The sequence below is a fragment of the Agrobacterium larrymoorei genome (assembly GCF_037722385.1).
Lineage (GTDB): Bacteria > Pseudomonadota > Alphaproteobacteria > Rhizobiales > Rhizobiaceae > Agrobacterium > Agrobacterium larrymoorei_C.
This window is the reverse complement of record NZ_JBBKAQ010000018.1, coordinates 226,875-253,503: the sequence shown is the minus strand read 5'-3', so window position 1 is coordinate 253,503 and position 26,629 is coordinate 226,875. Positions and strand designations below refer to the sequence as shown.

Below are 26,629 nucleotides of genomic sequence, written 5' to 3'. Positions count from 1 at the left end.
GGTTAAAGGATTGAGACGCTTACAAGAAACAACGGACGAGAAGTTTTAATACCTGCCGTGGATCGGTATCAAGATCAGGCCAATCCAGCCATTCTCATCTGCGCGAAGAAAGCGTGGGCGTCGCGAACTTGCTTAGCGCCAGGCAAAACCGATCTTGCGCAATTGTTTGTCGGCGAAGTCTTCCATGCCTTCGGCAATATCCTTGCCGCCATGCGAGCGGAAGAAGCGGCTGGCGACATCGCTGTCCTCCAGGCACCACGCGACGACGCCGTTGCAGCCGAGCGACTTCAACAGACGACGTCCCTCTTTGAAAAGAACGGTACCCAGGCCGATGCCCTGATATTCCGGGCGCAGATAAAGCTCGTAGATCTCGCCATCATAGGGAAGTCCGCGGGCGCGGTTGAGGCCAAGCGTCGTGTAGCCAGCGATCACACCTGCCACTTCGACCACCAGCAGCGTGGCAGAGCCGCGGGCAGCACGGCGCCACCAGTCCTCACCGCGACGATCCAGCATCTGCCAGAGCGGCTTGTGGGGTATAAGCCCCGAATATGCCTGTTCCCAGGACAGCCGATGCGTCTGCGCAATAGCGCGAGCGTCTTCCGGTTCAGCCCGGCGAACATCGATGGATAACGTTTTCATAACGCGATTCTGGCCCCGGCCATGAAAACTTACCAGCCATAAAGGTTAACGGCGGGAAGCTTACCCACAGCCTAATCATGTGGACGACGAGTGAAAGATTAACGCTTTTTTTACCAATGAGACAAGCAGGCCGATTCGCGCAGACAAAGAAAAACCCGGATCGAGGGATGCTCGAACCGGGTTTCTCAAAATGTGGTTAATCAAGCGGCGATCAGCCAGCCAGCTTGGCCTTTTCGAAGCGCTTGCGATCGTTCGGATCGAGATGCAGCTTGCGAAGACGTAGCGACTTCGGCGTCACTTCCATCAGCTCGTCGTCCTGGATCCAGGACAGAGCGCGGTCGAGCGTCATGCGGATCGGCGGCGTCAGCTTCACGGCTTCATCCTTGCCAGCGGCGCGGATGTTGGTGAGCTGCTTGCCCTTCAGCACGTTGACTTCGAGATCGTTGTCACGGGTGTGAATGCCGATGATCATGCCGGCATAGACCTTTTCACCCGGTTCGATGATCATCGGACCACGGTCTTCCAGGTTGAACATGGCGTAAGCGACGGCCTCGCCAGAACCGTTGGACAGGAGAACGCCGTTGACGCGACCAGCGATCTGACCCTTGAAGGGCTGATAATCGTGGAACAGACGGTTCATGATCGCCGTACCGCGCGTGTCGGTCAAGAGTTCCGACTGGTATCCGATCAGGCCACGGGTCGGAGCGTAGAACTTCAGACGAACGCGGTTGCCACCGGAAGGACGAAGCTCGGCCATTTCAGCCTTGCGCTCGGACATCTTCTGAACGACGACACCGGAATGCTCTTCATCGACGTCGATGACGACTTCTTCGATCGGCTCCAACAGGGTGCCGTTCTCATCCTTGTGCATCACGACGCGCGGACGCGACACGGCAAGCTCGAAGCCTTCGCGACGCATGGTTTCGATCAGAACCGCGAGCTGCAATTCGCCACGACCGGAGACGAAGAACGAGTCCTTGCCTTCGGCTTCTTCGATCTTCAGAGCGACGTTGCCTTCGGCTTCCTTGAGCAGACGGTCGCGAATGACGCGGCTCGTGACCTTGTCGCCTTCGGTGCCAGCCAGCGGGCTGTCATTGACGATGAAGGACATGGTCACCGTCGGCGGGTCGATCGGCTGCGCGGTCATGGCTTCAGTCACCGAAGGATCGCAGAACGTGTCGGCGACGGTACCCTTGGAAAGACCGGCAATGGCAACTATGTCGCCCGCATGGGCTTCTTCGATCGCGGTGCGCTCGATGCCGCGGAAGGCGAGGATCTTCGAAATACGACCGGTTTCGATGGTCTTGCCATCCTGGCCCAGAACCTTGACGGCCTGGTTCGGCTTGATCGAGCCGGAAGCGATACGACCGGTGATGATGCGGCCGAGGAAGTTGTTGGCCTCGAGGATCGTACCGATCATGCGGAACGGACCTTCTTCAACCTTCGGCTCCGGAACATGCTCAAGAACCAGATCGAGAAGCGGTGCCAGACCCTGATCCTTCGGACCTTCCGGGTTGACGTTCATCCAGCCATCACGACCGGAGCCGTAAAGGATCGGGAAGTCCAGCTGCTCGTCGGTGGCGTCGAGGTTGGCGAAAAGGTCGAAGACTTCGTTGATGACTTCCTCATGGCGGCCATCCGGACGGTCGATCTTGTTGATCGCGACGATCGGACGAAGACCAACCTTGAGCGCCTTGGAGACGACGAACTTCGTCTGCGGCATCGGGCCTTCGGAGCTGTCGACCAGAACGATGGCGCCGTCCACCATGGAGAGAATACGCTCGACTTCACCACCGAAGTCGGCGTGGCCGGGGGTGTCGACGATGTTGATGCGAACACCCTTCCACTCGACCGAAGTCGCCTTGGCGAGAATGGTGATGCCGCGTTCCTTTTCCAGATCGTTGCTATCCATAACACGCTCGGCAACGCGCTGGTTGTCGCGGAACGAACCAGACTGCTTCAAAAGCTCGTCGACCAGTGTCGTTTTTCCATGGTCAACGTGCGCGATGATCGCGATGTTGCGAAGGGCCATATGATTATATCTCTGAGGTTGGGGCGCTGATCGTATGGGATGCGCCAATTTAGTTTGGCGGGCTCATAACCTTTTTTTTGCAAATGCGAAAGGGGGGCTTGTGACATAAGCCCCTTGCGAAAACGCCGTATCAGAGATGTGTGACAGGTTTTTGCGCGCTTTTAAGGTTGAAGCGGGTGCGATCCTTCAGATCGGCTCCTCCCGCTTCAACCCATTACCCGACGGCGTGCCGGCGTCGCGAAACGGCGTCTCGCTTTGCGCAACCGCTTTTAAGCCGCCACCAGTCCGCGCTTCTTCAGCATGGCCTCCGGGCTCGGCATCTTGCCGCGGAAGGCCTTGTAGGTTTCCTCCGGATCGACCGCGCCGCCAACGGAATAGACATTCTCGAGAAGCTTGCGCGCCGTTTCAGGATCGAAGGGATTTCCCGTTTCTTCGAAAGCCTCGAAAGCATCGGCATCCAGCACTTCCGACCACATATAGGAATAGTAGCCGGCCGAATAACCGTCACCGGAAAACACATGCTGGAAGTGCGGCGTGGCGTGGCGCATGGTGATCGACTTCGGCATGTGGAGCGAAGACAGCACCTCTGCCTGCACCGCCATCGGATCGTCCACCGGGCCGCGGGTGTGGAACGCCATGTCGACGAGCGCCGAAGAGGTGAACTCGACGGTGTTGAAACCGGCATTGAACGTCTGCGCCGCCAGCACCTTGTCGAGCAGCGCCTTCGGCATCGGCTCACCCGTTTCATAATGCAGGGCGTATTTTTCGAGGATTTCCGGCACCGTCAGCCAGTGCTCGTAAAGCTGTGACGGCAGTTCGACGAAGTCGCGCGATACGCCCGTACCTGAGACCGACGGATAGGTGACGTTCGACATCATGCCGTGCAGCGCGTGGCCGAACTCGTGGAATAGTGTGCGCGCATCGTCGAGCGACAGGAGTGCAGGCTTGCCTGCGGATGGCTTGGCGAAGTTGCAGACGTTGTAGATGATCGGCAACTCGCCGACTGTGCCATTTTTCAGCGGCAGCTTATGCTGCGACTGGAATGAACTCATCCAGGCGCCCGAGCGCTTGGACGGCCGGGCGAAGTAATCGCCGAGGAACATCGCCTTCAATTCGCCATTGGCATCGCGAATTTCGAAGGTGCGCACATCAGGATGATAGGCCTTCACGTCTTTCAGTTCGACGGCATGAATGCCGAAGAGACGGGTCGCGACATCGAAGCAGGCCTCGATGATCTTTTCCAACTGCAGATAGGGCTTCAGCTCGGTCTCGGAGAAATTGAAGCGCTTCGCTCTCAGCTTCTCGGCATAATAGCGCCAATCCCAGGGCATGACGTCATGGTTCTTGCCCTCGTCGGCGATCATCTCAGCAAGCTCTGCTTCTTCCTCTCCGGCACGCGCAACCGCCTTCTCCCAGACCTCTGTAAGAAGGCCGTTCACCGCATCCGGCGTCTTCGCCATGGTGTCGTCCAGCTTGTAGGCCGCGAAGCTGTCGTAACCGAGGAGCTTTGCCTTCTCCTCGCGCAGCGCCAGCGTGTTCTTGACGATGTCGCGATTGTTGGTCTCGCCGCCATTTTCGCCGCGCGCCACCCAAGCCTTGAAGGCCTGTTCGCGCAGATCGCGACGCTCGGAAAAGGTCAGGAACGGCTCGATGATCGAGCGCGACAGCGTCACCGCAAACTTGTCCTCTTCGCCATGCTCCTTGGCAGCACCCGCCATGGCATCACGAAGGAACCCTGGAATACCGGCAAGTTCTTCATCCGAGGACAAGATGAGCTTCCAGTTCTTTTCATCCGCCAGCACATTCTGACCGAAGTTGGCGCCGAGGCCCGCCAGTTGTTCGTTGATTGCGGCCAAACGCTCCTGCTCCGGCTTTGGCAGTTTCGCACCTGCGCGCACGAAGCCCTTCCAGTGGCGCTCCAGAACACGCAGTTCCTCATGGGTAAGCCCAAGCGTCTCGCGCTTTTCCCACAGGGTATCGATGCGTTTGAACAGCGCCTCATTCATGCCGATGCGCGAATAATGGCGCGACATTTTCGGCGCGATCTCGCGCTCCAGCGCCTGAATCTGAGGATTGGTGTGCGCACCCGCCTTGTTCCAGAACAGTGCGGACACGCGCGATAGCTCGTCACCGGCAATTTCAAGCGCAATCACCGTATTGGCGAAGCTCGGCGCCTCCGTGTTTTCCGCAATCGCATCGATCTCCGCATCATGGGCGGCAAGGGCCGCATCGAACGCGCCGGCAAAATCCTCATCCTTGACGGCATCGAAACGCGGCAGGCCGTTTTTCCCGTTCCAATCGGTCAGAGCGGAATAATGCGCGATCGTTGATGTCATGGTGATGTCCTCATGCAGATGTGATTGCCAGCCATATGGGCATGCCGCCCACAAGCTTTCAATATCCAACGTCGAGAAGGCCAATGCCAACCGACGTGCGGAACGAATTCTTCTTTCGTCCGATTGCATGCAAAGGCAGAAATTGTCACAAAGTAGAAGAGTTCTAATGAAAAGCACCTGTTTGATGACATCCAATCCCGAACGAGAACCGCTGGCCTTTCTGCTCAACAGCAGCGCCCGATTCCTCAATAGCGTTTTCGAGCGACGTATCGCCACTGCCGGCCTTGGGCTGACGCCCGGCGAAGCCCGCGCGCTCCTGACGGTCGCCGCCATTGACGGCGCCAAACAGGCTGACATTGCCGCCCGCATCGGTCTCGAACCAATGACGGTCTGTACCTATCTCGACAAGCTGGAATCGCTCGACCTCGTAGAGCGCCGCCCCAACCCGGACGACCGCCGGTCGAAGTGCATCTACCTCACCGAAAGCTCCACTGAGATGCTGAGATCGGTCCGAGAGGAGGTGGATGGCCTGATGGCCCAAGCGACCGAAGGGTTCGGCAGAGAAGACGTGGAACGCTTCCACGCGCTGCTTTCCGTCGTGCAGAAGAACCTCCACACCGCTGCGATGGATAAGAGCCGAACGGAAGGCTGAGCCGAAAGCAATAAAAAAGCCCCGCGAACGGGGCTTTGACACGTCGTATCACAAGCAAAATTACTTGCCGAGGTTACGCTTTGCGAGCGTGCGCAAACGCAGCGCGTTGAGCTTGATGAAGCCAGCCGCGTCCTTCTGGTCGTAGGCGCCCTGGTCGTCTTCGAAAGTGACGAGCTTATCGGAATAGAGCGACTTGGCGCTCTCACGACCGGTGACCATGACATTGCCCTTATAGAGCTTCAGCGTCACTTCGCCTTCCACATGCTCCTGGCTCTTGTCGATCAAGGCCTGCAGCATTTCGCGCTCCGGCGAGAACCAGAAGCCGTAATAGATCAGCTCGGCGTAACGCGGCATCAGCTCGTCCTTGAGGTGCGCTGCACCGCGGTCGAGCGTGATGGATTCGATGGCACGGTGGGCTGCAAGCAGGATCGTGCCGCCGGGGGTTTCGTAGACGCCGCGGCTCTTCATGCCGACGAAGCGGTTTTCCACCAGGTCGAGACGACCGATGCCATTGTCGCGGCCATAATCGTTCAGCGTCTTGAGAAGCGTCGCAGGCGACATTTCAACGCCGTTGATCGAGCAGGCATCGCCCTTACGGAAACCAACCTTGATGACGGTTGCCTTGTCGGGTGCAGCTTCCGGAGAAATGGTGCGCATATGCACATATTCCGGGGCTTCCTGTGCCGGGTCTTCCAGAACCTTGCCTTCGGAGGACGAGTGCAGCAGGTTGGCATCGACGGAGAACGGCGCTTCGCCCTTCTTGTCCTTGGCAACCGGGATCTGGTGCTGTTCGGCAAAGTTCAGGAGATCCGTACGGCTCTTGAAGGTCCAGTCACGCCACGGCGCGATGATCTTGATATCCGGGTTCAGCGCGTAAGCGGAAAGCTCGAAGCGAACCTGGTCGTTGCCCTTGCCGGTCGCGCCATGGGCAATCGCATCGGCACCGGTCTTCTTGGCGATTTCGATCAGGTGCTTGGAAATCAGCGGGCGGGCAATCGACGTGCCGAGCAGGTAGACGCCTTCATAGACGGCATTGGCGCGGAACATCGGGAAGACGAAATCGCGAACGAACTCCTCGCGGACATCCTCGATGAAGATTTCCTTGATGCCGAGCATCTCTGCCTTCTTGCGCGCAGGCTCAAGCTCTTCGCCCTGGCCGAGGTCGGCGGTAAACGTCACGACTTCCGCGCCGAGTTCGGTCTGGAGCCACTTCAGGATGATCGAGGTATCGAGACCGCCGGAATAGGCGAGAACGACTTTCTTAACGTCTTTCGGGAGTGCCATTCGTCAAATCCATTTGCATAACCGGCGATCGCGTGAAGCCTCGCCTTTCCTTGGGATTGCGGCACTTTTAGCGAGTTTGGCGGCACACGCAAGAGATAATGGAAGCGGATCGGGCGCGGGAACACTTTGCTAGTCTGAACACTTGTCACGTGATCGAGACACGAAAAACGCCAGAATTCATCAGCGCGCCTGAGAGGCGCTTGGTTGCATAAGGTGCCACCGTCGTCTGAAAAACACGGCCCTGAGAAGGAGAAACCAATGTCGACATTTCATCCCGCATTTGAAAAGGAAAATGTTGCCGTCATCACCGGTGCCGCTTCCGGTATTGGACTTGCCGCGGCACGCAAGTTCGCCAGCTTTGGCATGAGCGTCGTGCTGGTCGATCTCGACGGAGAGAAATTGCGAGCAGCCGAAAGCGAGATTGCCGCAACTATAGAGGACGGCGCGGCAAAAATCGTCGCCATTCCGACAGACGTCTCAAAGCTCGACGAACTCGAAGCCCTGGAGAGAGCCGTGATCCAGCGCTTTGGCCGTGTGCACATGCTGATGAACAATGCCGGCGTCCAGCCGGGCAGCGCCCTTTTCGGCCCGCAGGCCAACTGGGACAAGGTTCTTGGCGTCAATCTTATGGGCGTCGTCAACGGTGCGCGTGTTTTCGGTCCAGGAATGCTCTCGCACGGAGAGCCGGGCCTGATCATCAACACCGGCTCCAAGCAGGGCATCACCACGCCACCGGGTGATCCTGCCTATAATCTCTCTAAGGCAGGCGTGAAGGCCTTTACTGAAGCGCTTCAGCATGAGCTGCGCAATTCCGACAAAGGCTCGATCTCGGCGCATCTGCTCATCCCCGGCTTCGTCTTCACCGGGCTGACGGCAGGCGACAGGACACAAAAGCCGGATGGGGCCTGGACGCCGGAACAGACGGTCGACTTCATGCTGGAAAGCATCGGCAGAGGCGACTTTTATATTCTGTGCCCCGACAACGAGGTGGATCGAATAACCGATGAGAAACGCATTCTCTGGGCGGCCAATGACATTGTCCAGAACCGCCCGCCGCTGTCGCGCTGGCACGCGGATTATGCCGAGGGTTTCAAATCCTTTCTGAACAGTTGATCGGCTGACGAGGAAGCTCTCATCACGTTGCGTGAAGAGGCGATTGGCAGGCTCGCGAAACGGCGTTATGAGTAAGCAACTCACTCCGTTTTGGATGGTACCACCGTGGACTTCATTCCGAGCCTGCCAACGCTGATCGCCTTCACCATCGCCATCCTTGTGCTGGCAGTAACGCCCGGTCCGGACATGACGCTCTGGATCAGCCGCTCGCTTCGAGAAGGCCGGAAGGCGGGCTTCATGACGCTGGTGGGCACCAATCTCGGCATAACCGTCCACACGCTGCTGGTCGCCTTTGGCGTAGCAGCCCTCATCGTTGCGTCACCGACAGCCTTCATGGTGTTGAAGACGGGCGGTGCCGCCTATCTCGTCTGGCTTGCCATCCAGGCCATCCGCCACGGCTCCAACTTCGTCATGGAGCGCCCCAAGGAACAGAAGGCTGAAGCCTCGATGGCGTCGGCGTTGATCAACGGGCTGTGGGTCAACCTGCTCAATCCCAAGGTCATCATCTTCTTCATGACCTTCCTGCCGCAATTCGTCACGGCATCCGATCCGCATGTGACCGGCAAGCTGATCTTCCTTGGTCTCTGGTCAATCGTCGTCGCACTGCCGATCGGCATCGGCATCGTCGTTGCGGCGGACTCGCTTTCGGACTGGCTACAGCGCAATCGCAAGGTCCTGCGCGGACTGGATTACACCATTGCCGGCGTCTTTTCGCTTTTTGCCGTGAAGATTTTTCTGACGCAGGCGAAGTAACAAGCGGATACGAAAAAGGCGCCTTCGCGGCGCCTTTTTTCTTAAAGCGTGTCACGATCTTTCAGATTCGCTCCTTACGCTTTAAGTCCTTGTTTTGTCGCATGTCGTTGCCGCAAAACCGGTGACCACTTTTGCGCGACATGCTTTAGCCGATCAGCAACTCGTCATCGTCGAGCGTCTGCCCGCGAATCTTGCGGAACATCTCGATCAGATCTTCCACCTGCAAGTCCTTGCGGCTTTCGCCCGACACATCGAGAACCACTTCACCCGCATGCAGCATGATGGTGCGATCGCCATAGTCCAGCGCCTGACGCATGGAGTGTGTCACCATCAGCGTGGTGAGCTTGCGCTCCTCCACCACCTTGCGGGTAAGCTCCATGACGAACTCTGCCATGCCAGGGTCAAGTGCTGCGGTATGTTCGTCAAGCAGCAGCACATCGGAACTGGCAAGCGTCGCCATGACGAGCGACACCGCCTGGCGTTGACCGCCGGAGAGAAGATCCATGCGGTCCTTCAACCGGTTTTCCAGCCCAAGGCCAAGCGAGGCGATGCGGTCCTGGAAGAAAGCGCGACGTCCACCGCCGAGTGCCGGTAGCAGACCGCGCACCTTGCCGCGGGCAGCGGCAAGTGCCAGATTTTCCTCGATGGTCAGCGCGCCGCAGCTTCCGGCCAACGGATCCTGGAAGACGCGCGCCACCTGGCCCGCACGGCTGGCGGTCGGCTTGCGTGTCACATCCACGCCGCTGATTGTCACCTTGCCAGCGCTTGGCAGTACATCGCCCGCCAGCACGCCGAGAAGCGTGGACTTGCCGGCACCATTGGAGCCGATGACGGTGACGAAGGAGCCGTTTTCGATGGTGAGATTGAGCTTGGACAGCGCCTGCTTCTGCAGCGGTGTTCCTTTGCCAAAGATGACCTGGATATCGGATAGCGAAATCATGATGCGGCTCCTCCACGGCGCAGGCGCGGCAGGATAAGGGCGACAGCCACCAATACGGCGGTGACGAAGTTGAGGTCGGACGCCTTAAGACCAAGCGCGTCGCTGGAAAGTGCGAGCTGGATGGCGAGGCGATAGGCGATCGAACCGAAGACGCAGCCGATCAGCGCAATCAGAATGCCGCGCGAACCGAACAGCGTCTCGCCGATGATGACGGCGGCAAGGCCGACGACGATGGTGCCGACACCGGACGTCACATCGGCAAAACCGTTGGTCTGGGCAAAGAGCGCGCCGCCGAGAGCGACAAGCGCGTTGGAGAGTGCCATGCCGAGATAGATCTGGTTGCCGGTCTTCACCCCCTGAGCGCGGGCCATTCGGGCATTCGCACCGGTGGCACGCATGGCAAGTCCCGCATCGCTTTCCAGAAAGCGCCACACGAGGATGACGGCAACGATCACCAGCAGACCAACGAAGAGCGGGCGCACCAGATAGTCGGACACGCCAAGACCATAGAAGGGCTCGATAACCGTTTCCTGGTTCAGCAGTGCGACATTCGGTTTGCCCATCACGCGCAGATTGACCGAGAACAGCGCAATCATCGTCAGGATCGAGGCGAGGAGATTGAGGATCTTGAAGCGGACATTCAACAGTGCCGTGACCATACCGGCGCAGGCGCCGGCAATCATCGCAACACCTGTCGCAAGCCAGGGGTTAAGACCGGCAATGATCAGCACCGCCGCCACGGCAGCGCCGAGCGGAAAGGAGCCATCAACAGTCAGGTCGGGAAAATCGAGCACCCGAAAGGCGAGATAAACGCCGATTGCGACGAAGGCGAAGACCAGCCCCAGTTCGACGGCACCCCAGAAGGCGATTTGGCTCACGACAGAAGTCCTTGGGTTTTTCGACCGGATGTTTCGCCGGGTCGATAGAGCAAGAGTGCCGCTCGTCGGCGGCACTCTCGATTGGGAATGATGAAGGCCTAAACGTTGCTATCGTCACGATCGGGCTTGACCCGACCATCCAGAACTGGATCCTCGGCGCAAGGCCGAGGATGACTGAAGGCCAAGTTCGATCTTACTCGATCACCTTCGTGGCGCGCTTCACAACGGCCTCGGGGAAGGTCACGCCAACCGTTTCGGCGGCTTTTTTGTTGAGAACGAGATCGGTGCCAGCAGCAACGGTCGCAGGAATTTCACCTGGCTTCTCACCCTTGAGGATACGCACGACGACAGCGCCGGTCTGCTTGCCCACATCGAAATAGTTGAAGCCGAGCGCGGCAATGGCACCACGAGCAACCGAATCCGTATCCGCAGCAAAGAGCGGGATCTTCGCTTCGGCCGCAACACCGGCTGCCGCTTCGAAGGCGGAGACGATGGTGTTGTCGGTCGGGACATAGATCACATCCGCCTTGCCGACCAGCGCGCGGGTCGCGCCCTGGACTTCGGAGGACTTGGTGGCGACGGATTCGACAACCGTCAGACCGGCCTTTGCCGCTGCTTCCTTCAGCAGAGCGAGCGTCGAGACGGAGTTGGCCTCAGCCGAGTTGTAGATGTAGCCGATCGTCTTGGCAGACGGCACGATTTCCTTGACCAGAGCCAGATGCTCATTGACCGGAAGCGCGTCAGAAAGACCGGTGACGTTGCGGCCGGGCTTCTCCATCGACTTGATCAGCTGCGCGCCGACGGGATCGGAAACGGCGGTGAAGACGACCGGAATGTCGCGCGTTGCGGCAACGACGGCCTGCGCCGACGGCGTGGAGATCGGCACGATGACATTCGGCGCGTCGCCAACAAACTGGCGGGCGATCTGCGCGGCGGTGCCGGGGTTACCCTGTGCGGACTGGTAGACGAACTTGAGGTTCTCGCCTTCCTTGTAGCCAGCCTCGGCAAGCGCTGCCTTCACGCCATCACGTGCGGCGTCGAGGGCTGGATGCTCGACAATAGCTGTGACAGCGACGGTGACGTCTTCCGCCTTGGCAGGAATGACAAGAGCCGTGGCGGCGGCAAGCGCCAGGATAAGTGCGCGCATAAGGGTATTCCTCCGATTGTTTTGCTTTTCCCGCTCTCTTTAAGAAAGGGTTAAACCGAAATCAATCACGCGGGAGCGATCGGGGTGATCAATTATTCGACTGATTTGAGCGTGACGCGCGAAGTGCGTGAAACCGTCACCATGGTCCACAGCGGCCAAAGGCCACTCTCGGGTGATCCTCGGCCTCGAGCCGAGGATTTATAAGCCATTGATAGGTGGTTCCTCAGGTCAAGCTCAAGGATGAGGGCAGTGGACACTTACTGCCTCGGCAAACGACCAAGCACCGGACAAACGGCTCAGTCGTCAGCCCCATGATCGGCAATCATCATCGCTTCAAACGCCAGGCGCTCGGTCTTGCGCATGCGTTCGGACTCCGACTTCAGCTGGCCGCAGGCTGCCAGGATATCGCGTCCACGCGGGGTGCGGATCGGTGAGGCGTAGCCTGCCTGGTTGATGAAGTCGGCGAACTTCTCGATCTGCGCCCAGTCCGAGCACTGATAGTTGGTGCCGGGCCATGGGTTGAAGGGGATGAGATTGATCTTGGCCGGAACGCCCTTGAGAAGCTGGATCAGCATCTTGGCATCTTCCAGACTGTCATTGACGTCCTTCAGCATCACATATTCGAAGGTGATGCGGCGCGCATTCGACAGGCCCGGATAGTTGCGGCAGGCTTCGATCAGTTCTTTTAGCGGATACTTCTTGTTGATCGGCACCAGCATGTCGCGCAACTCGTCGCGCACGGCATGCAGCGAGATCGCCAGCATCACGCCGATCTCGTCGCCGGTGCGGAAGATTTCCGGCACGACACCGGAGGTCGAGAGCGTTACGCGGCGCTTGGACAGCGACAGGCCGTCGCCATCGGTGGCGATTAGCAGTGCTGTCTTCACATGCTCGAAATTATAGAGCGGTTCGCCCATGCCCATCATGACGATGTTGGAGACCTTGCGGCCTTCGCTCGGCACGTAGGCGCCGACCGGCGTCGAGCCATCCGGGAAATCGCCCAGACGATCGCGGGCGAGCAGAAGCTGCGAGAGAATTTCTTCCGCCGTCAGGTTGCGCACCAGGCGTTGCGTGCCGGTGTGGCAGAAGGAACAGGTGAGCGAACAGCCGACCTGGCTGGAGATGCAAAGCGTCCCGCGGCCTTCTTCTGGAATATAGACAGTCTCGATTTCCACCGGGCGCCCGGCACCACGCGGGGGAAAACGCATCAGCCACTTACGCGTGCCGTCATTGGAGATCTGCTCTTCGACAATTTCCGGTCGCGCGATGGTGAACTTCGCCTTCAGCGTCTCGCGCAGGTCCTTCGCGACATTTGTCATGTTGTCGAAATCGGATACGCCGCGCACGTAAAGCCAGTTCCACAACTGGCTCACGCGCATCTTGACCTGCTTTTGCGGCACGCCGATGTCCATCAGCGCATCGGCCATCTCTTCGCGCGTCATGCCGATCAGCGATGGCTTGTCCGACATAAGATCGCTGTTGGCGACCAGAGGCGCTTTGACTGCAAGACCGGGTGTAGCTTCCAAAATGGACATCGTCCTATCCCATCATCCAATGCACGAGCGAAACCGACCTGTCGAAACGGCGGAACGTCATCTGCATGTCGAGAAAATCCAAAAGTGCTGCGATCATCTTGGTGTCGCCAGCATTCGTGTTAGGCGCGCATCTAGCACCAAACCGGCCAAAACGCAAATGGCCGGTCAAAAGACCGGCCATTACGCTTTATCTTCAAGACTGCTTACTTGCAGCTTTCGATCTGCTTCAGCGCGGCAGAGATGCCGGAGAGCGAATAGGAGTACGAGGTTGCCGTGCCGCGACCCGACGTCGCCTTGACGGTCATGCTCTTGCCCGTCTTCATGGCGGCAACGAGCGCTGGCTCTTCCGCGGCGTTTTCAACCCAGGCAGCCTTGTCCTTAGTGAACATGACGAAGTTCTTGGCATCGATCGTCACATTGACCTTGGAGCCTTCCTTCAGAGAATAGCCCACCATGGCCTGCGGCTCATAGGAGATGTTCTGGCCCGGACGCTGCGACACGATGAAGAAGATATCGCCGTGGTCGACGCTTGCCGGCTCCTTGGCGGTTGGAACGGACAGAACATAGCAAACGGTGCTTTTACCCGATTTGTACGAATAGGCACCCCAAGCGTTGAACTGCTGGATGCGCGTGGGCGACTGTGCAGAGGCAATGCTGACGCTGGTCAGCAAAATGGCGGCTGCGGTTGCTACACTTCTTACAAACATTGAATTTCCTGCCGGGTTTATTGTCTTCCAGTTGCCCGAACGGCTAGGCCGGGCCGGTGCTAGGTGAAGGCCGTCATCTTCATTTTGGCTAAGGAACGGTTACCAAACCGTCAACGCCATCATTAAAAGGTGAGAATTGTATCGCGGTGTTACAGTTCGGATACTCCCCGCGCGCCCAAAGAAGCCTGCTGCGCCAAAGCCTGGTAAAGCCTCGACAAAACACATGCGTCAGAGGGTCCTGGATGCGTGCAAAAGCACGCTCCAAGCGACGCGAGACAGCGCCACACCCACAGCTATGACACGCCAATTCAGGCAAGAATTTGTCGGGATTTCGAAGCGCCTCTAACGGCGCATCACAGGGCCGTTACTCTTCGCGCATCTTTTCCAGCGCTGCGTCCGCCGCGTCGTAGTGCTCCATCTTGATATGGGCACGGATCATCGCAAGCGCTGCTGTCAAAACGGCGATGTCGTCGGTAAAGCCGATAACCGCCAACATATCCGGCACGACATCGATCGGCATGATGAAATAGCCGAGCGCGGCCAGCAGAATACCCTTGGCGCGCAAGGGCGTGGACGGGTCGACGGCGCAATAATAAGCGGCAGCGGCATCTCTGGCAAAAGGCACCTTGCTGACGACCCGCTTCATCTTCGGCCAGAACTTGGCGCGCACCGTCTGCTCGCGTTCCTTCTGCGTATCGGGATCGCCGGGAAGCAGGATTTCACCGATCTTGACGTCATCCATGGTCGTGGTTCCTTTGGTCATGGCGAATAATATAGTCGCCCGCGTCTGGCGTTCAATTGCCGCGCCCGGCAGCCGCCTTGTCCATGGCCTTTGCCAGCAGGATATCGCGCTCGGTAATGCCCTGAGAGTCATGCGTGGTGAGACAGATCTTCACGCGAGAATAGACGTTCGACCATTCGGGGTGATGATTGAGCTTCTCCGCCGCAAGCGCGCACTCGGCCATGAAGCCGAAGGCTTCAGCGAAACTGGCAAACTTGTAGGCCTTGACGATTGCAAGCCCATCTTCGCGCAGCGACCAGCCGTCGAGCGTTTCAAGCGCCGTCTGCACTGCTTCCGTTTCAAGCTTCGCATAGGTCATGATGGTCCGTCCCCCGCACATTGATTCGATGCGATTCAACGGTCGGACATGCGCTTTGGTTCACGCATGGCCGATAGATCGCATCCGAAAGGAGACCTCGGCCAGGACCATGCCCAGCCGATGCTACGAGCATGCATCATGGATGCGCGACGTTAAAACAGGCTCTTTTCCGGAAGCAGTCCAGCGTCGGAATAGATGCCGGCGGAACGGTTTTCGTAGAGCGGGAAAGCCTCTTCGACGATGTAAGGTCCGCCACCCACCGATTCCTTCGACGACATCAAAACGAAGCGTCCGACGGTGAAGGTGGATGTGCGAAAGTCCCCGCGGCCCGAAAGATAATGGACCACATCGTCGAGCCTCGAATTGCGAAGCCTTGCCAGCGTGACATGCGGCGTGAACTTTCGCGGATCCGGCGGCAGGCCAAGTCTCTGGCAAATGCGCTCGATTTCTGCCTGGAGAGCGACCATTTCCGGGGAAGGAGACACCCCTGCCCAGATGGAGTGCGGCTTCTTCGATCCGAAGGAACCGATGCCCGTCAGGTTGATCTGAAATTCCTCACGCTCGATGCGATCCAGCCGGTCGACCACCTCATCGGCAGTGCGGCCGTCTATATCCCCGATAAAGCGCAAGGTGATGTGATAATTCTCCACGTCAATCCACCGGGCTCCCGGTAGACCACCGCGCAACAATGAAAGGCTCATCGCCGCGTTGCGCGGAATTTCGAGGGCGGTAAACAGTCTCGGCATGGCGAGCTCCCCGAATCTTTTGGCAGAACAAGAACAGCGAATCATGCAACGCTTGGCTGCGCAAGTGCTTATTTTTTTTGCGCACTGATAGTCTTAACAAAGGCCTCGACTGCTGGCAGCGACTTTTCCACCATCACCGCCACACCCTTAGCATTGGGATGCATCCTGTCTTCCAGTTGCAGGCTCTGATCGAGCACCACACCATCCAGGAAGAACGGATAGAGCGGTACCTGATACTTCTGCGCCAGCCGCTCATAGATCGGGTTGAACGCCTTGCCGTAATCGCCGCCCATATTCGGCGGCACGATGATGCCCACCAACAGGACCGGAATTTTGCGCTTCTGGAACCCTTCGATGATGGCTGAGAGGTTCTTCTCGGTATCGGCCGGCGGAATGCCCCGCAGCGCGTCGTTGGCACCAAGTTCCAGGATTACGCCGTCCGTCCCATCCGGGACCGACCATTCGGCACGGGCGAGCCCGGCGGAGCTCGTATCGCCCGAAACGCCGGCATTGGTGACCACCACATTCATGCCCTTGGCCTTCAGCGCCGCTTCAAGCTGCGCGGCATAGCTCTCGTTTGGCGCCAGCTGATAACCGGCCATGAGACTGTCGCCAAAGCCGACGATCTGCAATGGCTTGTCTTGAGCCTGCGCATAAGAGGATGAAAAGAGCGCTCCACAAATGACGACGAAGTGAGCGGCAGCGGCTTTAAAATTCATACCAGCCTTCCTAATTGGTGAAGCCGGGCAAGGCTTCTGCACTCTTGGATATATAGGAACGCGAAACGTGGCGAAAAGCACCATCGAGCTGAAGAAAGCGGATCTCACTCTTGGCAGTGCTGCCGCTTCCGTCCACGTTTTGAAACGCATCGATCTCACCATCCAGGAAGGCGAAGCAGTCGGTATTGTAGGGCCTTCTGGCTCCGGCAAGTCCACGTTGCTGATGGTGCTGGCAGGCCTTGAGAGGCTGGATAGCGGCGAGATCACGATTGCGGGAACGGAGCTTCACAAGCTCGGCGAAGATGCTCTGGCGGATTTTCGTGGAAAGAATATCGGCATCGTCTTCCAGTCCTTCCACCTGATTGCCAACATGACGGCACTAGAAAATGTCGCAGTGCCGCTGGAACTTGCCAATGTACCGAATGCCTTTGAAATCTCCGAGCGAGAGTTGACCGCCGTTGGTCTCGGGCAACGCCTCAACCACTACCCCGGCCAATTGTCGGGCGGTGAACAGCAGCGCGTGGCGATTGCCAGAGCGCTGGCGCCTTCGCCTGCCGTGCTGATTGCGGATGAGCCCACCGGCAATCTCGACACCGACACCGGCAAGCAAATCGCCGACCTTCTTTTCTCCAAGCAGGCCGAACGCGGGATGACGATGATCCTCGTCACGCATGATCCCTCGCTCGCCGCCCGATGCACGCGCCAGATCAAGGTGCGCTCCGGACAGATCGAGGGTGACAGCGCCGGTTCCACCGCCGCCAGACAGGCGGCAAGCGCATGATTCCGTCAGCGGCCAACATTCGAAACGCATTGAGATTGGCGCGCCGGGAAATCCGCGGCGGTTTCGGCGGTTTTTACATTTTCCTCGCCTGCATTGCACTTGGCACCGGAGCGATTGCCGCCGTCAATTCCGTCTCGCGGGCCGTCACCAGCGCCATTGCCGATGAGGGTCAGTCCATTCTCGCCGGTGATGTGCGTTTCGAGCTCAGAAACCGCGAAGCCAATACAGAGGAACGCGCCTATATCGACAGTCTCGGTGACGTCGCCGTCTCCGACGGTCTGCGCTCCATGGCCCGCCTTGAGGACGGATCGCAGCAGACGCTGGCGGAGGTAAAGGCCGTCGATGGTGCCTATCCGCTCTACGGGGATTTCGTCTCCGAACCGGCGCGTCCGCTTCCGGAGCTTCTGGCTAGACAGGGTGAGAGCTTCGGCGCGGTCGCGGCGCCGATGCTGCTTGAGCGTCTGGGCATCAAGGTCGGCGGCGACCTGCTTCTTGGCAATGCAAGGCTGAAACTGACGGGCATCATCGTGACCGAACCGGACACGCTTTCCGACGGCTTCGGCTTCGCGCCCCGCCTTCTCATCAGCCGGGATGCGCTTGTCGCCTCCGGTCTGATCCAGACAGGAAGCCTGATCGAGCATGCTTACAAGGTTCGCCTGACCGACCCATCCAGGCGCGCGACGATCATTGAAACGACCAACAAGCAGTTTCCGAACGCCGGCTGGTCCATTCGCACCAGTGATCGCGCCGCGCCGCAACTGACCGAAAACGTCAATCGCTTTTCCCAGTTTCTGACGCTTGTCGGCCTCACTGCGCTGATCGTCGGTGGCGTCGGTGTTGCCAACGCCGTACGCGCCTTTCTCGATTCCAAGCGCACCACCATTGCCTCGCTAAAGTGCCTTGGCGCGCCAGCAAGCGTGGTGACGATGACCTATCTCTTCCAGATCGGCTTCATTGCCTGCGTCGGCATCCTGATCGGATTGGTATTCGGTGCGGTTGCGCCCCTGATTGCCATGCGCTTTCTGGACGGCGTTCTTCCAATCCCGAAAGAGCTTGCCTTCTATCCATCGGCGCTGTGGCTTGCTGCCGTCTTCGGCATGCTGACGACGCTTGCTTTTGCCATCGTGCCGCTCGGTCAGGCGCGTGAAGTGCCCGCCACAGCTCTCTTCCGCGAACAGGGGTTCGACGAGGGTAGGCTTCCTTCCTGGCCGTATCTGGCTGCAACGGCAATCCTTCTCGCAGCGCTTGCGAGCCTTGCGATTTTCACGGCGGATGACCGCTTCATCGCCGCGGTGTTCCTTGGCGCCATAGCGTTTGCTTTCGTTGTTTTGAGGCTTGTCGCTGCCGGCATCAAAGCCTTGGCGAAACGCAGCCCACGCGTCCATTCCGCAGCCCTTAGGCTTGCGATCGGCAATATTCACCGACCCGGCGCGCTGACGCCCTCGGTCGTGCTGTCGCTGGGGCTAGGGCTGACGCTGCTGGTGACGCTGACGCTGATCGATGGCAACCTGCGGCGGGAATTGACCTCGACGCTACCGGAGAAGGCCCCGAACTTCTTCTTCGTCGATATCCAAGGCAGCGAGCGCGATGGTTTCCACGACCTCGTCAAGCGCGAGGCACCGGAAGGCACGCTGACAGAAGTGCCGATGCTGCGCGGTCGTATCCTGGCGCTGAACGGCCAGGACGTCACCAAGATCGAGGTGCCACCATCCGGCCGCTGGGTTCTGCGCGGCGACCGCGGCATTACTTACTCGGAAGATCTCCCCGAAAATGCCAAGCTCACGCAAGGCGCATGGTGGGGCAAGGATTATAGCGGTGAGCCGCTCGTCTCCTTTGCCGCCGAAGAGGCGGGCGAACTCGGCCTCAAGATCGGCGATACGGTCACCGTCAATGTCCTTGGCCGCAGCATCACCGCCAAGATCGCCAATCTGCGTGACGTGCAATGGCAGTCCATGTCGATCAATTTTGTCATGGTGTTCTCGCCCAATACCTTCCGTGGCGCCCCACATGCATGGCTTGCAACGCTTGCTGACCCGTCGGCGACACCCGCCAAGGAAGGCGAGATCCTGCGCAGCGTCACCAACGCCTATCCGACCATTACCACCGTACGCGTAAAGGATGCGCTCGATATCGTCGACCGGCTGGTGGGGCAGCTGGCCACCGCGATCCGGGCGGCTGCTGCCGTTGCGCTGATTGCCTCCGTACTGGTGCTGGCCGGTGCCTTGGCGGCAGGCAACCGCGCGCGCACGCGCGATGCGGTGATCCTTAAAACGCTGGGCGGCACCCGTTCCATGCTGATCCGCGCCTTCTCGTACGAATATATGATTCTCGGCGTGGCGACCGCCACCTTCGCCCTTCTCGCGGGTGGTGTTTCCGCGTGGTTCGTGATTGCCCGCATCATGAAGCTGCCGTCCAGCTTCCTGCCGGATGTGGCGATCGGCACGCTTGTCGTTTCGCTCCTCATGACGGTGGGCATCGGGCTCATCGGCACATGGCGCATTCTCGGCCAGAAGGCCGCACCCGTGCTGCGTCAGGCAGGCGAGTAATCCACTGGATGCAAAGCAATAGCTGAAAAATCGGAAAAGTTGTGCGCGATTTAACTTTTACGATTAATTCTTCGTAATGATGTCAAAAACGTTATCGCTTTTCGCGCATACGGTGTTTTTTAGACATTCTCCGCTCTTGTAACAACTGCGCCATCGTCTCATATTCTCTGGTAGGCTTGCTGTAGCTCCGCAGCGGCGCCTGGGATAGTATCCGCATAACGGTCTTATCCCGACACCGTAGCAACTTCGGAGCTAAAAGAGGAAACAATGGCTGACTTTAACAACTACCAGAACCGCATGGCCCAAGGCCGTGCTCAGTCTGGTGCGATGATCGATGAAGGTCTTCGCTCCTACATGCTCAAGGTTTACAACCTTATGGCGCTCGCGCTGGTAATTACCGGTGTTGCTGCCTTTGGTTTTGCTAGCCTCGCTGTGACAAACGATCCTGCGGCGGCAGTCGCAACACTGTCTAACGGCAAAATGCTGACGCAACTTGGTGCCGCAGTCTACGCATCGCCATTGCGCTGGGTGGTAATGCTCGCTCCGCTCGCGCTGGTCTTCTTCCTGAGCTTCCGCGTGCATAAGATGAGCCTGTCTGCGGCGCAGACTACGTTCTGGGCTTATGCTGCTCTTGTCGGCATATCCATCTCGTCCATCCTGTTGGTTTACACCACAGGCAGCGTTCTTCAGGTCTTTTTCATCACCGCGGCGTCTTTCGGTGCATTGTCCATTTATGGATACACCACAAAGAAGGACCTGTCCGGCATGGGCTCGTTCCTGATCATGGGCCTTTTCGGCCTGATCATCGCGTCGATCGTTAACTATTGGTTGAAGTCCAGCGCTGTTGGCTTTGCGGTCTCCGCGATCGGCGTTCTGATCTTTGCAGGCCTGACCGCCTATGACACGCAGAAGATCAAGGAAATGTACTTCGAAGGTGATGACGTTCTCGTCGCTGGTCGCAAGGCGATCATGGGTGCTCTGACGCTCTACCTCGACTTCCTGAACCTGTTCATGTTCCTGCTTCAGTTCCTGGGCAACCGGAACAACTAAGGATCGCAATAGCGCTCAAACAGAAAGGCGGCCACTGGCCGCCTTTTTCATGTCCGCTGCAAGGCCGAGGAAGCGTCGCTCCACCGCCGCCTTACTGCGTCGGCTCGAGGATTGAACTCGATTTGGGGCCGATGCGTGGATTCAAAAAAGCGTCCCTTGCGCATCTAATCAGACGCATGGCACTTTAGTCGATCAGCTTCAACGCCTTGTCGAACACCTTCAGCACCTGCGGCAATTCGTGCCCGCGCTTGAGAATACGGCCATCCGTATTGATGACGCAGTAAGCGCCTTGCTTGGCAGCAAGCTTCGGGTTCTTTTCGATCCTGAAGAGCGGCATTTCGCCGGAGCGCTTGAAGACGGAGAACACCGCCTTTTCCCTCATGTGATCGATGGCGTAGTCGCGCCACTCACCCTCGCCCACCATGCGTCCGTAGATCCGTAGGATGGCGTCCAGCTCGCGGCGGTGGAAGGTTACGGGCAAGGGGTCCTTGGCTCGCTTGTATTCACGAAGATCAACGACGGTTGAGCCTTCTCGCGTCTGGGAATTTGCGTGTTGCAAATCCGGCTGATCGGTCATCCGGCACCTCGCTCGACTGCTTATGACATCTATATAACAGTCTGTCCCTGCCTTGGCGAAATTGCAAGCCCACAGATTATACGCGCAAAAGGCCAACCGGGTCGGTAACCAATGAGGCAGATCGAACAGGCGCAAATGCCCAATTTCGAACAAATCATGGCCCGAATTCGATGGAATATTGCGATAGTCAATTGATGCCTAGGCACCAAGATGACCCGGTCCGGTGCATTGACCCTTTACCCCCAGCCCCCAATGCCCGGGCCGGATCTCCCCCACCGGGGATCTCCAAATCTCTTCTTACCCTTCAGACTGCATCAGCACGTTGGCGCCCACAATCGCCGATGGATTGCCGGCTGCATCCATTTGTTGCAGCAGAACGGCGCAGCCGCCGGATTTCGCCTTGCTCATGACGCTCGCCGGAAGCTTCACAGTCATGGCCTTGCCATCCCACATACCGACTGTTTGCACATCATAGACGCTGTGCCAGTAGGATATCGTCTTGCCCTGGTTCTCGCCCTTCTGCACGTCCACGACCTGCTCGCGATTGAAATAGGCGACGACGACTTCTGCCTTACCCTGACCGGCACCGATATCGATCTCGATCTCGTCGCCGACGCGCTCGGTGTTTATTGGCACGTTCAGACCCTCACCAGCCTTGGTGAAATCATCCAGCCGACGATATATCGTCTGAATATCCGCGCCCTTTACATGGTCACGACCATTCACCACGGCCTGCGGCGTGTAGACATTGTTGCGTCCAAGAGCGCGCGCGTAACCATATTGCCGCTCGGTATTTTCCTTCGACGCCAGCGAATCCGTCCAGCCGAGATAATTCCAGTAGTCCACATGGTAGGACAGACCGATCACATCGCCGTTCTGGATGAGCTTGCGCAGATTGGCATCTGCCGGCGGGCAAGAGGCACAGCCCTGCGAGGTAAAGAGTTCGACGACGCCTTTCAGCTGATCCTGAGCATAGGCCGTGCTGCCTAAAAGCCCACCGAACAGGCACAGCGAAATGCCGACGCTGCGAAGCCCGTTTCTGAAAATGCCGCTTCGCTGCGGGCCAAATGTCTTCGGCATGATGTGAACCCTTGTCTGAAGGCCGGTCCGAACCATTGATGCAATCAATATGGGTGTGGTGGCAAGGCGGAAAATAGCCTCGAACTCCGTTCAAGAGGAAGTCACGATGGGGTGAGCATTGCTGGGCTATGCGTCGGCAAGCAAACGCGCGAGACTGAGACCGGCTACATCTCAAAACGCGCCCATGAGCTATTGCGAAACAGCGCTCCTCTAGTCACAAAAAAACGCCGGGATTGCTCCCGGCGTTTCGAACTCTTCGACAGATGGATCAGGCTGCCAGATCGCGAAGAACGGTCTGCAGAATGCCGCCATTGTCCATGTAGGTCACTTCGTCCAGCGTATCGATGCGGCAAAGCAGCGGAATGTCCTTCACCGTGCCGTCCGAGTAGGTGATCTTAGCGATCTTGGTTTCACGCGGCTTGATCTCGCCTTCGAGGCCTTCGATCGTAACCGTCTCGTCACCCTTCAGGCCAAGGCTTGCCCACGTCGTGCCTTCCTGGAAGGTGAAGGGCACAACGCCCATGCCGACCAGGTTGGAGCGGTGGATACGCTCGAAGGACTGTGCGATCACGGCCTTGACGCCAAGCAGATTGGTGCCCTTTGCAGCCCAGTCACGCGAGGAACCGTTGCCGTATTCGACGCCAGCGAAGATGACGAGCGGAACGCCCTCATCCTTGTACTTCATCGCTGCGTCGTAAATCGACATCTCTTCCTTGGACGGATAGTGGATGGTGTAGCCACCTTCCTTACCGTTCGGCCCAAGCATGTGGTTACGAATGCGGATGTTGGCAAACGTGCCGCGCATCATCACTTCGTGGTTGCCACGGCGTGTGCCGTACTGGTTGAAGTCGGCAACCGCCACACCGTTCTCGGTGAGGTATGCACCGGCAGGAGACGCTGCCTTGATCGAACCGGCCGGAGAAATATGGTCGGTGGTGATCTTGTCGCCGAAGAGACCGAGAACGCGCGCGCCCTTGATGTCCTTGAGGCCAGTGCCCTTCTTGCCCATGCCGACGAAGTAAGGCGGGTTCTGGACATAGGTCGAGTTGTCGTCCCAGGCATAGGTCTGGCCAGCAGGAACCTGTACGGCCTGCCAGTTTTCGTCGCCCTTGAACACGTCTGCGTACTTTGTTTCGAACAGTTCGCGCGTGACGTATTTCTGGATGAACTCCTGCACTTCCGCAGAGGTCGGCCAGATGTCCTTCAGGTAGACCGGGTTGCCGTTCTGGTCTTCGCCGAGCGGCTCGGTCGTCAGGTCCTTCTGCACCGTGCCGGCCAGCGCATAGGCGACGACGAGCGGCGGAGACGCGAGGTAGTTCGCCTGAACGTCGGGCGAGATACGGCCTTCGAAGTTACGGTTACCGGAAAGAACGCCAGCGGTGATCAGACCCTTGTCATTGATGGTCTTGGAGATCGGTGCAGGCAGCGGGCCGGAGTTGCCGATGCAGGTCGTGCAGCCGAAGCCGACGAGGTTGAAGCCGAGCGCGTCGAGCTCCTTCTGCAGGCCAGCCTTTTCCAGATACTCGGCCACGACCTGGCTTCCAGGTGCGAGCGAGGTCTTTACCCACGGCTTGGACTTCAGGCCCTTGGCAACGGCATTGCGTGCCAGAAGACCGGCAGCGATCAACACCGAAGGGTTGGAGGTGTTGGTGCACGACGTAATGGCGGCGATGGCCACATCGCCATGGCCGAGATCGTAGCTTTCGCCTTCGACCGCGTAACGGGTGTCGAGCTGGCCTGGCTTCTTGTAGTCGTTTTCGAGAGCCGTTGCGAAGTTCGGTGCAATGGTTTCGAGCGGCAGGCGGCCTTCCGGACGCTTCGGGCCGGCCATGGATGGGACGACGTCGCCGAGGTCGAGTTCGAGCGTGTCGGTAAAGACGAGCTGCGAACCATCATTGTCACGCCACATGCCCTGCGCCTTGGAGTAGGCTTCGACGAGCGCGATACGATCCTTCGCACGGCCGGACATGTCGAGATAGCCGACGGTTGCGGTGTCGACCGGGAAGAAGCCGCAGGTCGCGCCGTATTCCGGGCCCATGTTGCCGATGGTCGCACGGTCTGCAACCGGCAGCTTGTCGAGGCCAGGTCCGAAGAACTCGACGAACTTGGAAACGACGCCCTTCTTGCGCAGCATCTGTACGACGGTCAGAACGAGGTCGGTCGCGGTGACGCCTTCTCTCAGCGTGCCCGTCAGCTTGAAGCCGATAACTTCTGGCAGAAGCATGGAAACCGGCTGGCCGAGCATGGCCGCTTCGGCTTCGATACCGCCAACGCCCCAGCCCAGAACGCCAAGACCGTTGATCATGGTCGTGTGGCTGTCGGTGCCGACGCAGGTATCCGGATAAGCGATCGTCTCGCCATCCTCGTCCTTCGTCCAGACGGTCTGGCCGAGATATTCGAAGTTCACCTGGTGACAGATACCGGTGCCCGGAGGAACGACGCGGAAGTTCTTGAACGCCTGCTGGCCCCACTTGAGGAAGCGATAACGCTCGCCGTTACGCTCATATTCCAGCTCAACGTTGCGGGCAAAAGCGTTCGGGTTGCCGAATTCGTCGACGATCACCGAGTGGTCGATGACGAGGTCGACGGGAACCAGCGGGTTGATCTTTTCCGGATCGCCACCGAGTGCCTTGATGCCATCGCGCATGGCTGCGAGGTCGACGACAGCGGGAACGCCGGTGAAGTCCTGCATCAGAACGCGGGCGGGACGGTAAGCGATTTCCGCTTCCTTCAGGCCCTTGTTGTTCAGCCACTCGGCAACAGCCTCGATATCGGACTTGCGAACCGAACGGCCGTCTTCATTGCGCAGCAGGTTCTCAAGCAGAACCTTCATCGAATAGGGTAGATTGGCGACGCCCTTGAGGCCGTTCGCTTCCGCTTTCGGCAGGCTGTAATAGACATAGTCCTTACCATCAACGGTAAGAACCGAACGACAATTGAAACTGTCGAGAGATTTGGCCACGGTAGTAAACCCCGTTCATTCTGATAGCCAACACGCGCGTGCGGACACCTATGCACTATCATGCACATCAGGATGCGGGTACGACCATTTCCGCTGTCCGCACGAGAAAATTGCTTTCGCAACGTTCAGGTCCGGCGCTAGGTGATGTTCACGCCGGCCGCTGGCGTGGTTGAGACCCATATAGATAATTTCGCCAAAACGTGCCAGACCAACCAACGGCTAAATTCGATTTTTTTTGATCGAGATGATTAAAGTCTTAAACGAGGCGGAGCAGTGCATCTGACAGCGGAAAATCTTGGCGTCAGACGAGGTGAAGATTTCATATTCATGAATGTTTCTCTCCAGTTAACGGATGGCGACGCTCTTGTTCTTACAGGCCCCAACGGGTCAGGCAAATCCACGCTCTTGCGCGTCCTTGCGGGGCTCCTGCCTGCCGAGGCCGGGACCATAAAGATAGCCGGCAAAGGAATTGAAGAGGGCACTCGCCCCGCCGAAGTCAGCCACTATCTCGGCCACCGCAACGCCATGAAGCAGGAACTTACGGTTTACGAGAACCTGTCCTTTTGGAAACGCTTCCTCGGTGATTTCAACGGCACGTCCTCCGTCTCGATTGAAGAAGCCGCCGAGATTGTCGGGCTTGCCGGAATCACCCACCTGCCCTTCGGTTATCTCTCCGCCGGCCAGCAGCGGCGATTCGCTATGGCAAAGCTGCTTGTGGCGTGGAAGCCGATCTGGATCCTGGATGAGCCGACGGCGGCGCTGGATGCGGAAGCGGACCGGATGTTTACGGGACTTGTGAAGGCGCATCTTGCCAAGGGCGGAATGGTGATTGCCGCGACCCATCAGCCGCTTGGACTGGAGAAGGCACAGGAATTGCGGATGACGGGGTTTGCCGGGGTGGAGGAGGTTTATTGATGGGCTCCCTCGTTACCACCTTCGTCGCAGACGATACCCCCCTCTGCCCTGCCGGGCATCTCCCCCTCAAGGGGGGAGATCGAACCGTGGCACGGTCTTGCCAATCTCATCTCTTGAAGATGGAGTGGAGAGCCCGC

At 58.5% G+C, this 26,629-nt stretch carries 24 protein-coding genes; 7 read left to right on the top strand and 17 right to left on the bottom strand.

What is annotated here, in order from left to right; translation table 11 throughout:
* Positions 1 to 132: 132 nt before the first annotated feature.
* The 3 genes from WKI41_RS17535 to WKI41_RS17525 all read right to left on the bottom strand — a co-directional run bounded on the left by WKI41_RS17535 (position 133) and on the right by WKI41_RS17525 (position 5,007).
* Positions 133 to 639 carry a GNAT family N-acetyltransferase gene (locus tag WKI41_RS17535; RefSeq protein ID WP_340194750.1) on the bottom strand — a complete coding sequence of 169 codons (507 nt, stop codon included), beginning with the start codon at positions 637 to 639 and terminating at the stop codon, positions 133 to 135.
* Between the two features lie 211 nt (positions 640 to 850).
* Positions 851 to 2,671 carry a translational GTPase TypA gene (typA, locus tag WKI41_RS17530; protein ID WP_340194749.1) on the bottom strand — a complete coding sequence of 607 codons (1,821 nt, stop codon included), beginning with the start codon at positions 2,669 to 2,671 and terminating at the stop codon, positions 851 to 853.
* A gap of 269 nt (positions 2,672 to 2,940) precedes the next feature.
* Positions 2,941 to 5,007, bottom strand: coding sequence for a M3 family metallopeptidase (locus WKI41_RS17525; protein WP_340194748.1), 2,067 nt, complete (start codon positions 5,005 to 5,007; stop codon positions 2,941 to 2,943).
* A 184-nt stretch (positions 5,008 to 5,191) separates the two neighbouring features.
* On the opposite strand from WKI41_RS17525, the gene WKI41_RS17520 reads away from it, so the two are divergent.
* The gene (locus tag WKI41_RS17520; protein WP_340194841.1) at positions 5,192 to 5,659 is read left to right on the top strand and encodes a MarR family winged helix-turn-helix transcriptional regulator; all 468 of its coding nucleotides are present in this window, start codon (positions 5,192 to 5,194) and stop codon (positions 5,657 to 5,659) included.
* Between the two features lie 60 nt (positions 5,660 to 5,719).
* On the opposite strand, the gene WKI41_RS17515 is transcribed toward WKI41_RS17520, so the two are convergent.
* Positions 5,720 to 6,943 carry an argininosuccinate synthase gene (locus WKI41_RS17515; protein ID WP_306934551.1) on the bottom strand — a complete coding sequence of 408 codons (1,224 nt, stop codon included), beginning with the start codon at positions 6,941 to 6,943 and terminating at the stop codon, positions 5,720 to 5,722.
* A gap of 258 nt (positions 6,944 to 7,201) precedes the next feature.
* Here WKI41_RS17515 and WKI41_RS17510 point away from each other — a divergent pair, with 258 nt between their 5' ends.
* Both WKI41_RS17510 and WKI41_RS17505 read left to right on the top strand, forming a co-directional pair.
* On the top strand, positions 7,202 to 8,056 hold the full coding sequence (locus tag WKI41_RS17510) for an SDR family NAD(P)-dependent oxidoreductase (RefSeq protein ID WP_340194747.1): 855 nt from the start codon (positions 7,202 to 7,204) through the stop codon (positions 8,054 to 8,056).
* 105 nt (positions 8,057 to 8,161) lie between these two features.
* Entirely contained in the window at positions 8,162 to 8,809 is a 648-nt protein-coding gene (locus tag WKI41_RS17505) for a LysE family translocator (protein WP_340194746.1), read from the top strand.
* 145 nt (positions 8,810 to 8,954) lie between these two features.
* On the opposite strand, the gene WKI41_RS17500 is transcribed toward WKI41_RS17505, so the two are convergent.
* The 10 genes from WKI41_RS17500 to WKI41_RS17455 form a co-directional block, all read right to left on the bottom strand.
* Entirely contained in the window at positions 8,955 to 9,749 is a 795-nt protein-coding gene (locus tag WKI41_RS17500; RefSeq protein WP_340194745.1) for an ABC transporter ATP-binding protein, read from the bottom strand.
* Positions 9,746 to 10,627, bottom strand: a complete 882-nt coding sequence (locus WKI41_RS17495) for an ABC transporter permease (RefSeq protein WP_340194744.1) — start codon at positions 10,625 to 10,627, stop codon at positions 9,746 to 9,748. Before WKI41_RS17495 ends, WKI41_RS17500 begins: the two co-directional genes overlap by 4 nt.
* Before the next feature lie 193 nt (positions 10,628 to 10,820).
* A complete protein-coding gene (locus WKI41_RS17490) occupies positions 10,821 to 11,774 on the bottom strand; it encodes an ABC transporter substrate-binding protein (RefSeq protein ID WP_340194743.1) in 954 nt (317 codons plus the stop codon).
* 296 nt (positions 11,775 to 12,070) lie between these two features.
* Complete coding sequence (gene rlmN / locus WKI41_RS17485; RefSeq protein ID WP_340194840.1) at positions 12,071 to 13,243, bottom strand: 23S rRNA (adenine(2503)-C(2))-methyltransferase RlmN; 1,173 nt, start codon at positions 13,241 to 13,243, stop codon at positions 12,071 to 12,073.
* 70 nt (positions 13,244 to 13,313) lie between these two features.
* Positions 13,314 to 13,490, bottom strand: coding sequence for a hypothetical protein (locus WKI41_RS17480; RefSeq protein WP_340194742.1), 177 nt, complete (start codon positions 13,488 to 13,490; stop codon positions 13,314 to 13,316).
* 22 nt (positions 13,491 to 13,512) lie between these two features.
* Positions 13,513 to 14,016 (bottom strand): invasion associated locus B family protein, encoded by a 504-nt coding sequence (locus WKI41_RS17475; protein WP_340194741.1) that lies wholly within the window; start codon positions 14,014 to 14,016, stop codon positions 13,513 to 13,515.
* A 364-nt stretch (positions 14,017 to 14,380) separates the two neighbouring features.
* Positions 14,381 to 14,758 (bottom strand): YkvA family protein, encoded by a 378-nt coding sequence (locus tag WKI41_RS17470; RefSeq protein ID WP_340194740.1) that lies wholly within the window; start codon positions 14,756 to 14,758, stop codon positions 14,381 to 14,383.
* Positions 14,759 to 14,810: 52 nt separating this feature from the next.
* A complete protein-coding gene (locus WKI41_RS17465) occupies positions 14,811 to 15,116 on the bottom strand; it encodes a 4a-hydroxytetrahydrobiopterin dehydratase (RefSeq protein ID WP_340194739.1) in 306 nt (101 codons plus the stop codon).
* Between the two features lie 152 nt (positions 15,117 to 15,268).
* Positions 15,269 to 15,862: an RNA 2',3'-cyclic phosphodiesterase gene (thpR, locus tag WKI41_RS17460; RefSeq protein WP_340194738.1), complete on the bottom strand. Its 594-nt coding sequence runs from the start codon at positions 15,860 to 15,862 to the stop codon at positions 15,269 to 15,271.
* A 68-nt stretch (positions 15,863 to 15,930) separates the two neighbouring features.
* On the bottom strand, positions 15,931 to 16,581 hold the full coding sequence (locus tag WKI41_RS17455; protein ID WP_340194737.1) for an arylesterase: 651 nt from the start codon (positions 16,579 to 16,581) through the stop codon (positions 15,931 to 15,933).
* Positions 16,582 to 16,648: 67 nt separating this feature from the next.
* Between WKI41_RS17455 and WKI41_RS17450 the strand changes: the two genes are divergently transcribed.
* The 3 genes from WKI41_RS17450 (at position 16,649) to WKI41_RS17440 (ending at position 20,958) form a co-directional block, all read left to right on the top strand.
* The gene (locus WKI41_RS17450; protein WP_340194736.1) at positions 16,649 to 17,362 is read left to right on the top strand and encodes an ABC transporter ATP-binding protein; all 714 of its coding nucleotides are present in this window, start codon (positions 16,649 to 16,651) and stop codon (positions 17,360 to 17,362) included.
* Complete coding sequence (locus WKI41_RS17445) at positions 17,359 to 19,908, top strand: ABC transporter permease (protein ID WP_340194735.1); 2,550 nt, start codon at positions 17,359 to 17,361, stop codon at positions 19,906 to 19,908. Before WKI41_RS17450 ends, WKI41_RS17445 begins: the two co-directional genes overlap by 4 nt.
* Positions 19,909 to 20,175: 267 nt before the next feature.
* Positions 20,176 to 20,958, top strand: coding sequence for a Bax inhibitor-1/YccA family protein (locus WKI41_RS17440; protein ID WP_340194734.1), 783 nt, complete (start codon positions 20,176 to 20,178; stop codon positions 20,956 to 20,958).
* A gap of 184 nt (positions 20,959 to 21,142) precedes the next feature.
* Here the strand turns inward: WKI41_RS17440 and WKI41_RS17435 are convergent, their stop codons facing one another.
* From WKI41_RS17435 to acnA, 3 genes are all read right to left on the bottom strand, one after another.
* Entirely contained in the window at positions 21,143 to 21,535 is a 393-nt protein-coding gene (locus tag WKI41_RS17435) for a DUF2794 domain-containing protein (RefSeq protein ID WP_340194733.1), read from the bottom strand.
* Between the two features lie 297 nt (positions 21,536 to 21,832).
* The gene (locus WKI41_RS17430) at positions 21,833 to 22,615 is read right to left on the bottom strand and encodes a DUF1223 domain-containing protein (protein ID WP_340194732.1); all 783 of its coding nucleotides are present in this window, start codon (positions 22,613 to 22,615) and stop codon (positions 21,833 to 21,835) included.
* A gap of 268 nt (positions 22,616 to 22,883) precedes the next feature.
* Positions 22,884 to 25,577, bottom strand: coding sequence for an aconitate hydratase AcnA (gene acnA / locus WKI41_RS17425; RefSeq protein ID WP_340194731.1), 2,694 nt, complete (start codon positions 25,575 to 25,577; stop codon positions 22,884 to 22,886).
* Between the two features lie 273 nt (positions 25,578 to 25,850).
* On the opposite strand from acnA, the gene ccmA reads away from it, so the two are divergent.
* A complete protein-coding gene (gene ccmA / locus WKI41_RS17420; RefSeq protein WP_340194730.1) occupies positions 25,851 to 26,492 on the top strand; it encodes a heme ABC exporter ATP-binding protein CcmA in 642 nt (213 codons plus the stop codon).
* Positions 26,493 to 26,629 lie beyond the last annotated feature (137 nt).

What these genes read in the sequence shown, in the direction of transcription:
- WKI41_RS17535 (WP_340194750.1), bottom strand. Translation starts at nt 639, where the DNA reads ATGAAAACGTTATCCATCGATGTTCGCCGGGCTGAACCGGAAGACGCT.
- typA (WP_340194749.1), bottom strand. Translation starts at nt 2,671, where the DNA reads ATGGCCCTTCGCAACATCGCGATCATCGCGCACGTTGACCATGGAAAA.
- WKI41_RS17525 (WP_340194748.1), bottom strand. Translation starts at nt 5,007, where the DNA reads ATGACATCAACGATCGCGCATTATTCCGCTCTGACCGATTGGAACGGG.
- WKI41_RS17520 (WP_340194841.1), top strand. Translation starts at nt 5,192, where the DNA reads ATGACATCCAATCCCGAACGAGAACCGCTGGCCTTTCTGCTCAACAGC.
- WKI41_RS17515 (WP_306934551.1), bottom strand. Translation starts at nt 6,943, where the DNA reads ATGGCACTCCCGAAAGACGTTAAGAAAGTCGTTCTCGCCTATTCCGGC.
- WKI41_RS17510 (WP_340194747.1), top strand. Translation starts at nt 7,202, where the DNA reads ATGTCGACATTTCATCCCGCATTTGAAAAGGAAAATGTTGCCGTCATC.
- WKI41_RS17500 (WP_340194745.1), bottom strand. Translation starts at nt 9,749, where the DNA reads ATGATTTCGCTATCCGATATCCAGGTCATCTTTGGCAAAGGAACACCG.
- WKI41_RS17490 (WP_340194743.1), bottom strand. Translation starts at nt 11,774, where the DNA reads ATGCGCGCACTTATCCTGGCGCTTGCCGCCGCCACGGCTCTTGTCATT.
- rlmN (WP_340194840.1), bottom strand. Translation starts at nt 13,243, where the DNA reads ATGTCGGACAAGCCATCGCTGATCGGCATGACGCGCGAAGAGATGGCC.
- WKI41_RS17480 (WP_340194742.1), bottom strand. Translation starts at nt 13,490, where the DNA reads ATGGCCGGTCTTTTGACCGGCCATTTGCGTTTTGGCCGGTTTGGTGCT.
- WKI41_RS17475 (WP_340194741.1), bottom strand. Translation starts at nt 14,016, where the DNA reads ATGTTTGTAAGAAGTGTAGCAACCGCAGCCGCCATTTTGCTGACCAGC.
- WKI41_RS17470 (WP_340194740.1), bottom strand. Translation starts at nt 14,758, where the DNA reads ATGGATGACGTCAAGATCGGTGAAATCCTGCTTCCCGGCGATCCCGAT.
- WKI41_RS17465 (WP_340194739.1), bottom strand. Translation starts at nt 15,116, where the DNA reads ATGACCTATGCGAAGCTTGAAACGGAAGCAGTGCAGACGGCGCTTGAA.
- thpR (WP_340194738.1), bottom strand. Translation starts at nt 15,862, where the DNA reads ATGCCGAGACTGTTTACCGCCCTCGAAATTCCGCGCAACGCGGCGATG.
- WKI41_RS17455 (WP_340194737.1), bottom strand. Translation starts at nt 16,581, where the DNA reads ATGAATTTTAAAGCCGCTGCCGCTCACTTCGTCGTCATTTGTGGAGCG.
- WKI41_RS17445 (WP_340194735.1), top strand. Translation starts at nt 17,359, where the DNA reads ATGATTCCGTCAGCGGCCAACATTCGAAACGCATTGAGATTGGCGCGC.
- WKI41_RS17440 (WP_340194734.1), top strand. Translation starts at nt 20,176, where the DNA reads ATGGCTGACTTTAACAACTACCAGAACCGCATGGCCCAAGGCCGTGCT.
- WKI41_RS17435 (WP_340194733.1), bottom strand. Translation starts at nt 21,535, where the DNA reads ATGACCGATCAGCCGGATTTGCAACACGCAAATTCCCAGACGCGAGAA.
- WKI41_RS17430 (WP_340194732.1), bottom strand. Translation starts at nt 22,615, where the DNA reads ATGCCGAAGACATTTGGCCCGCAGCGAAGCGGCATTTTCAGAAACGGG.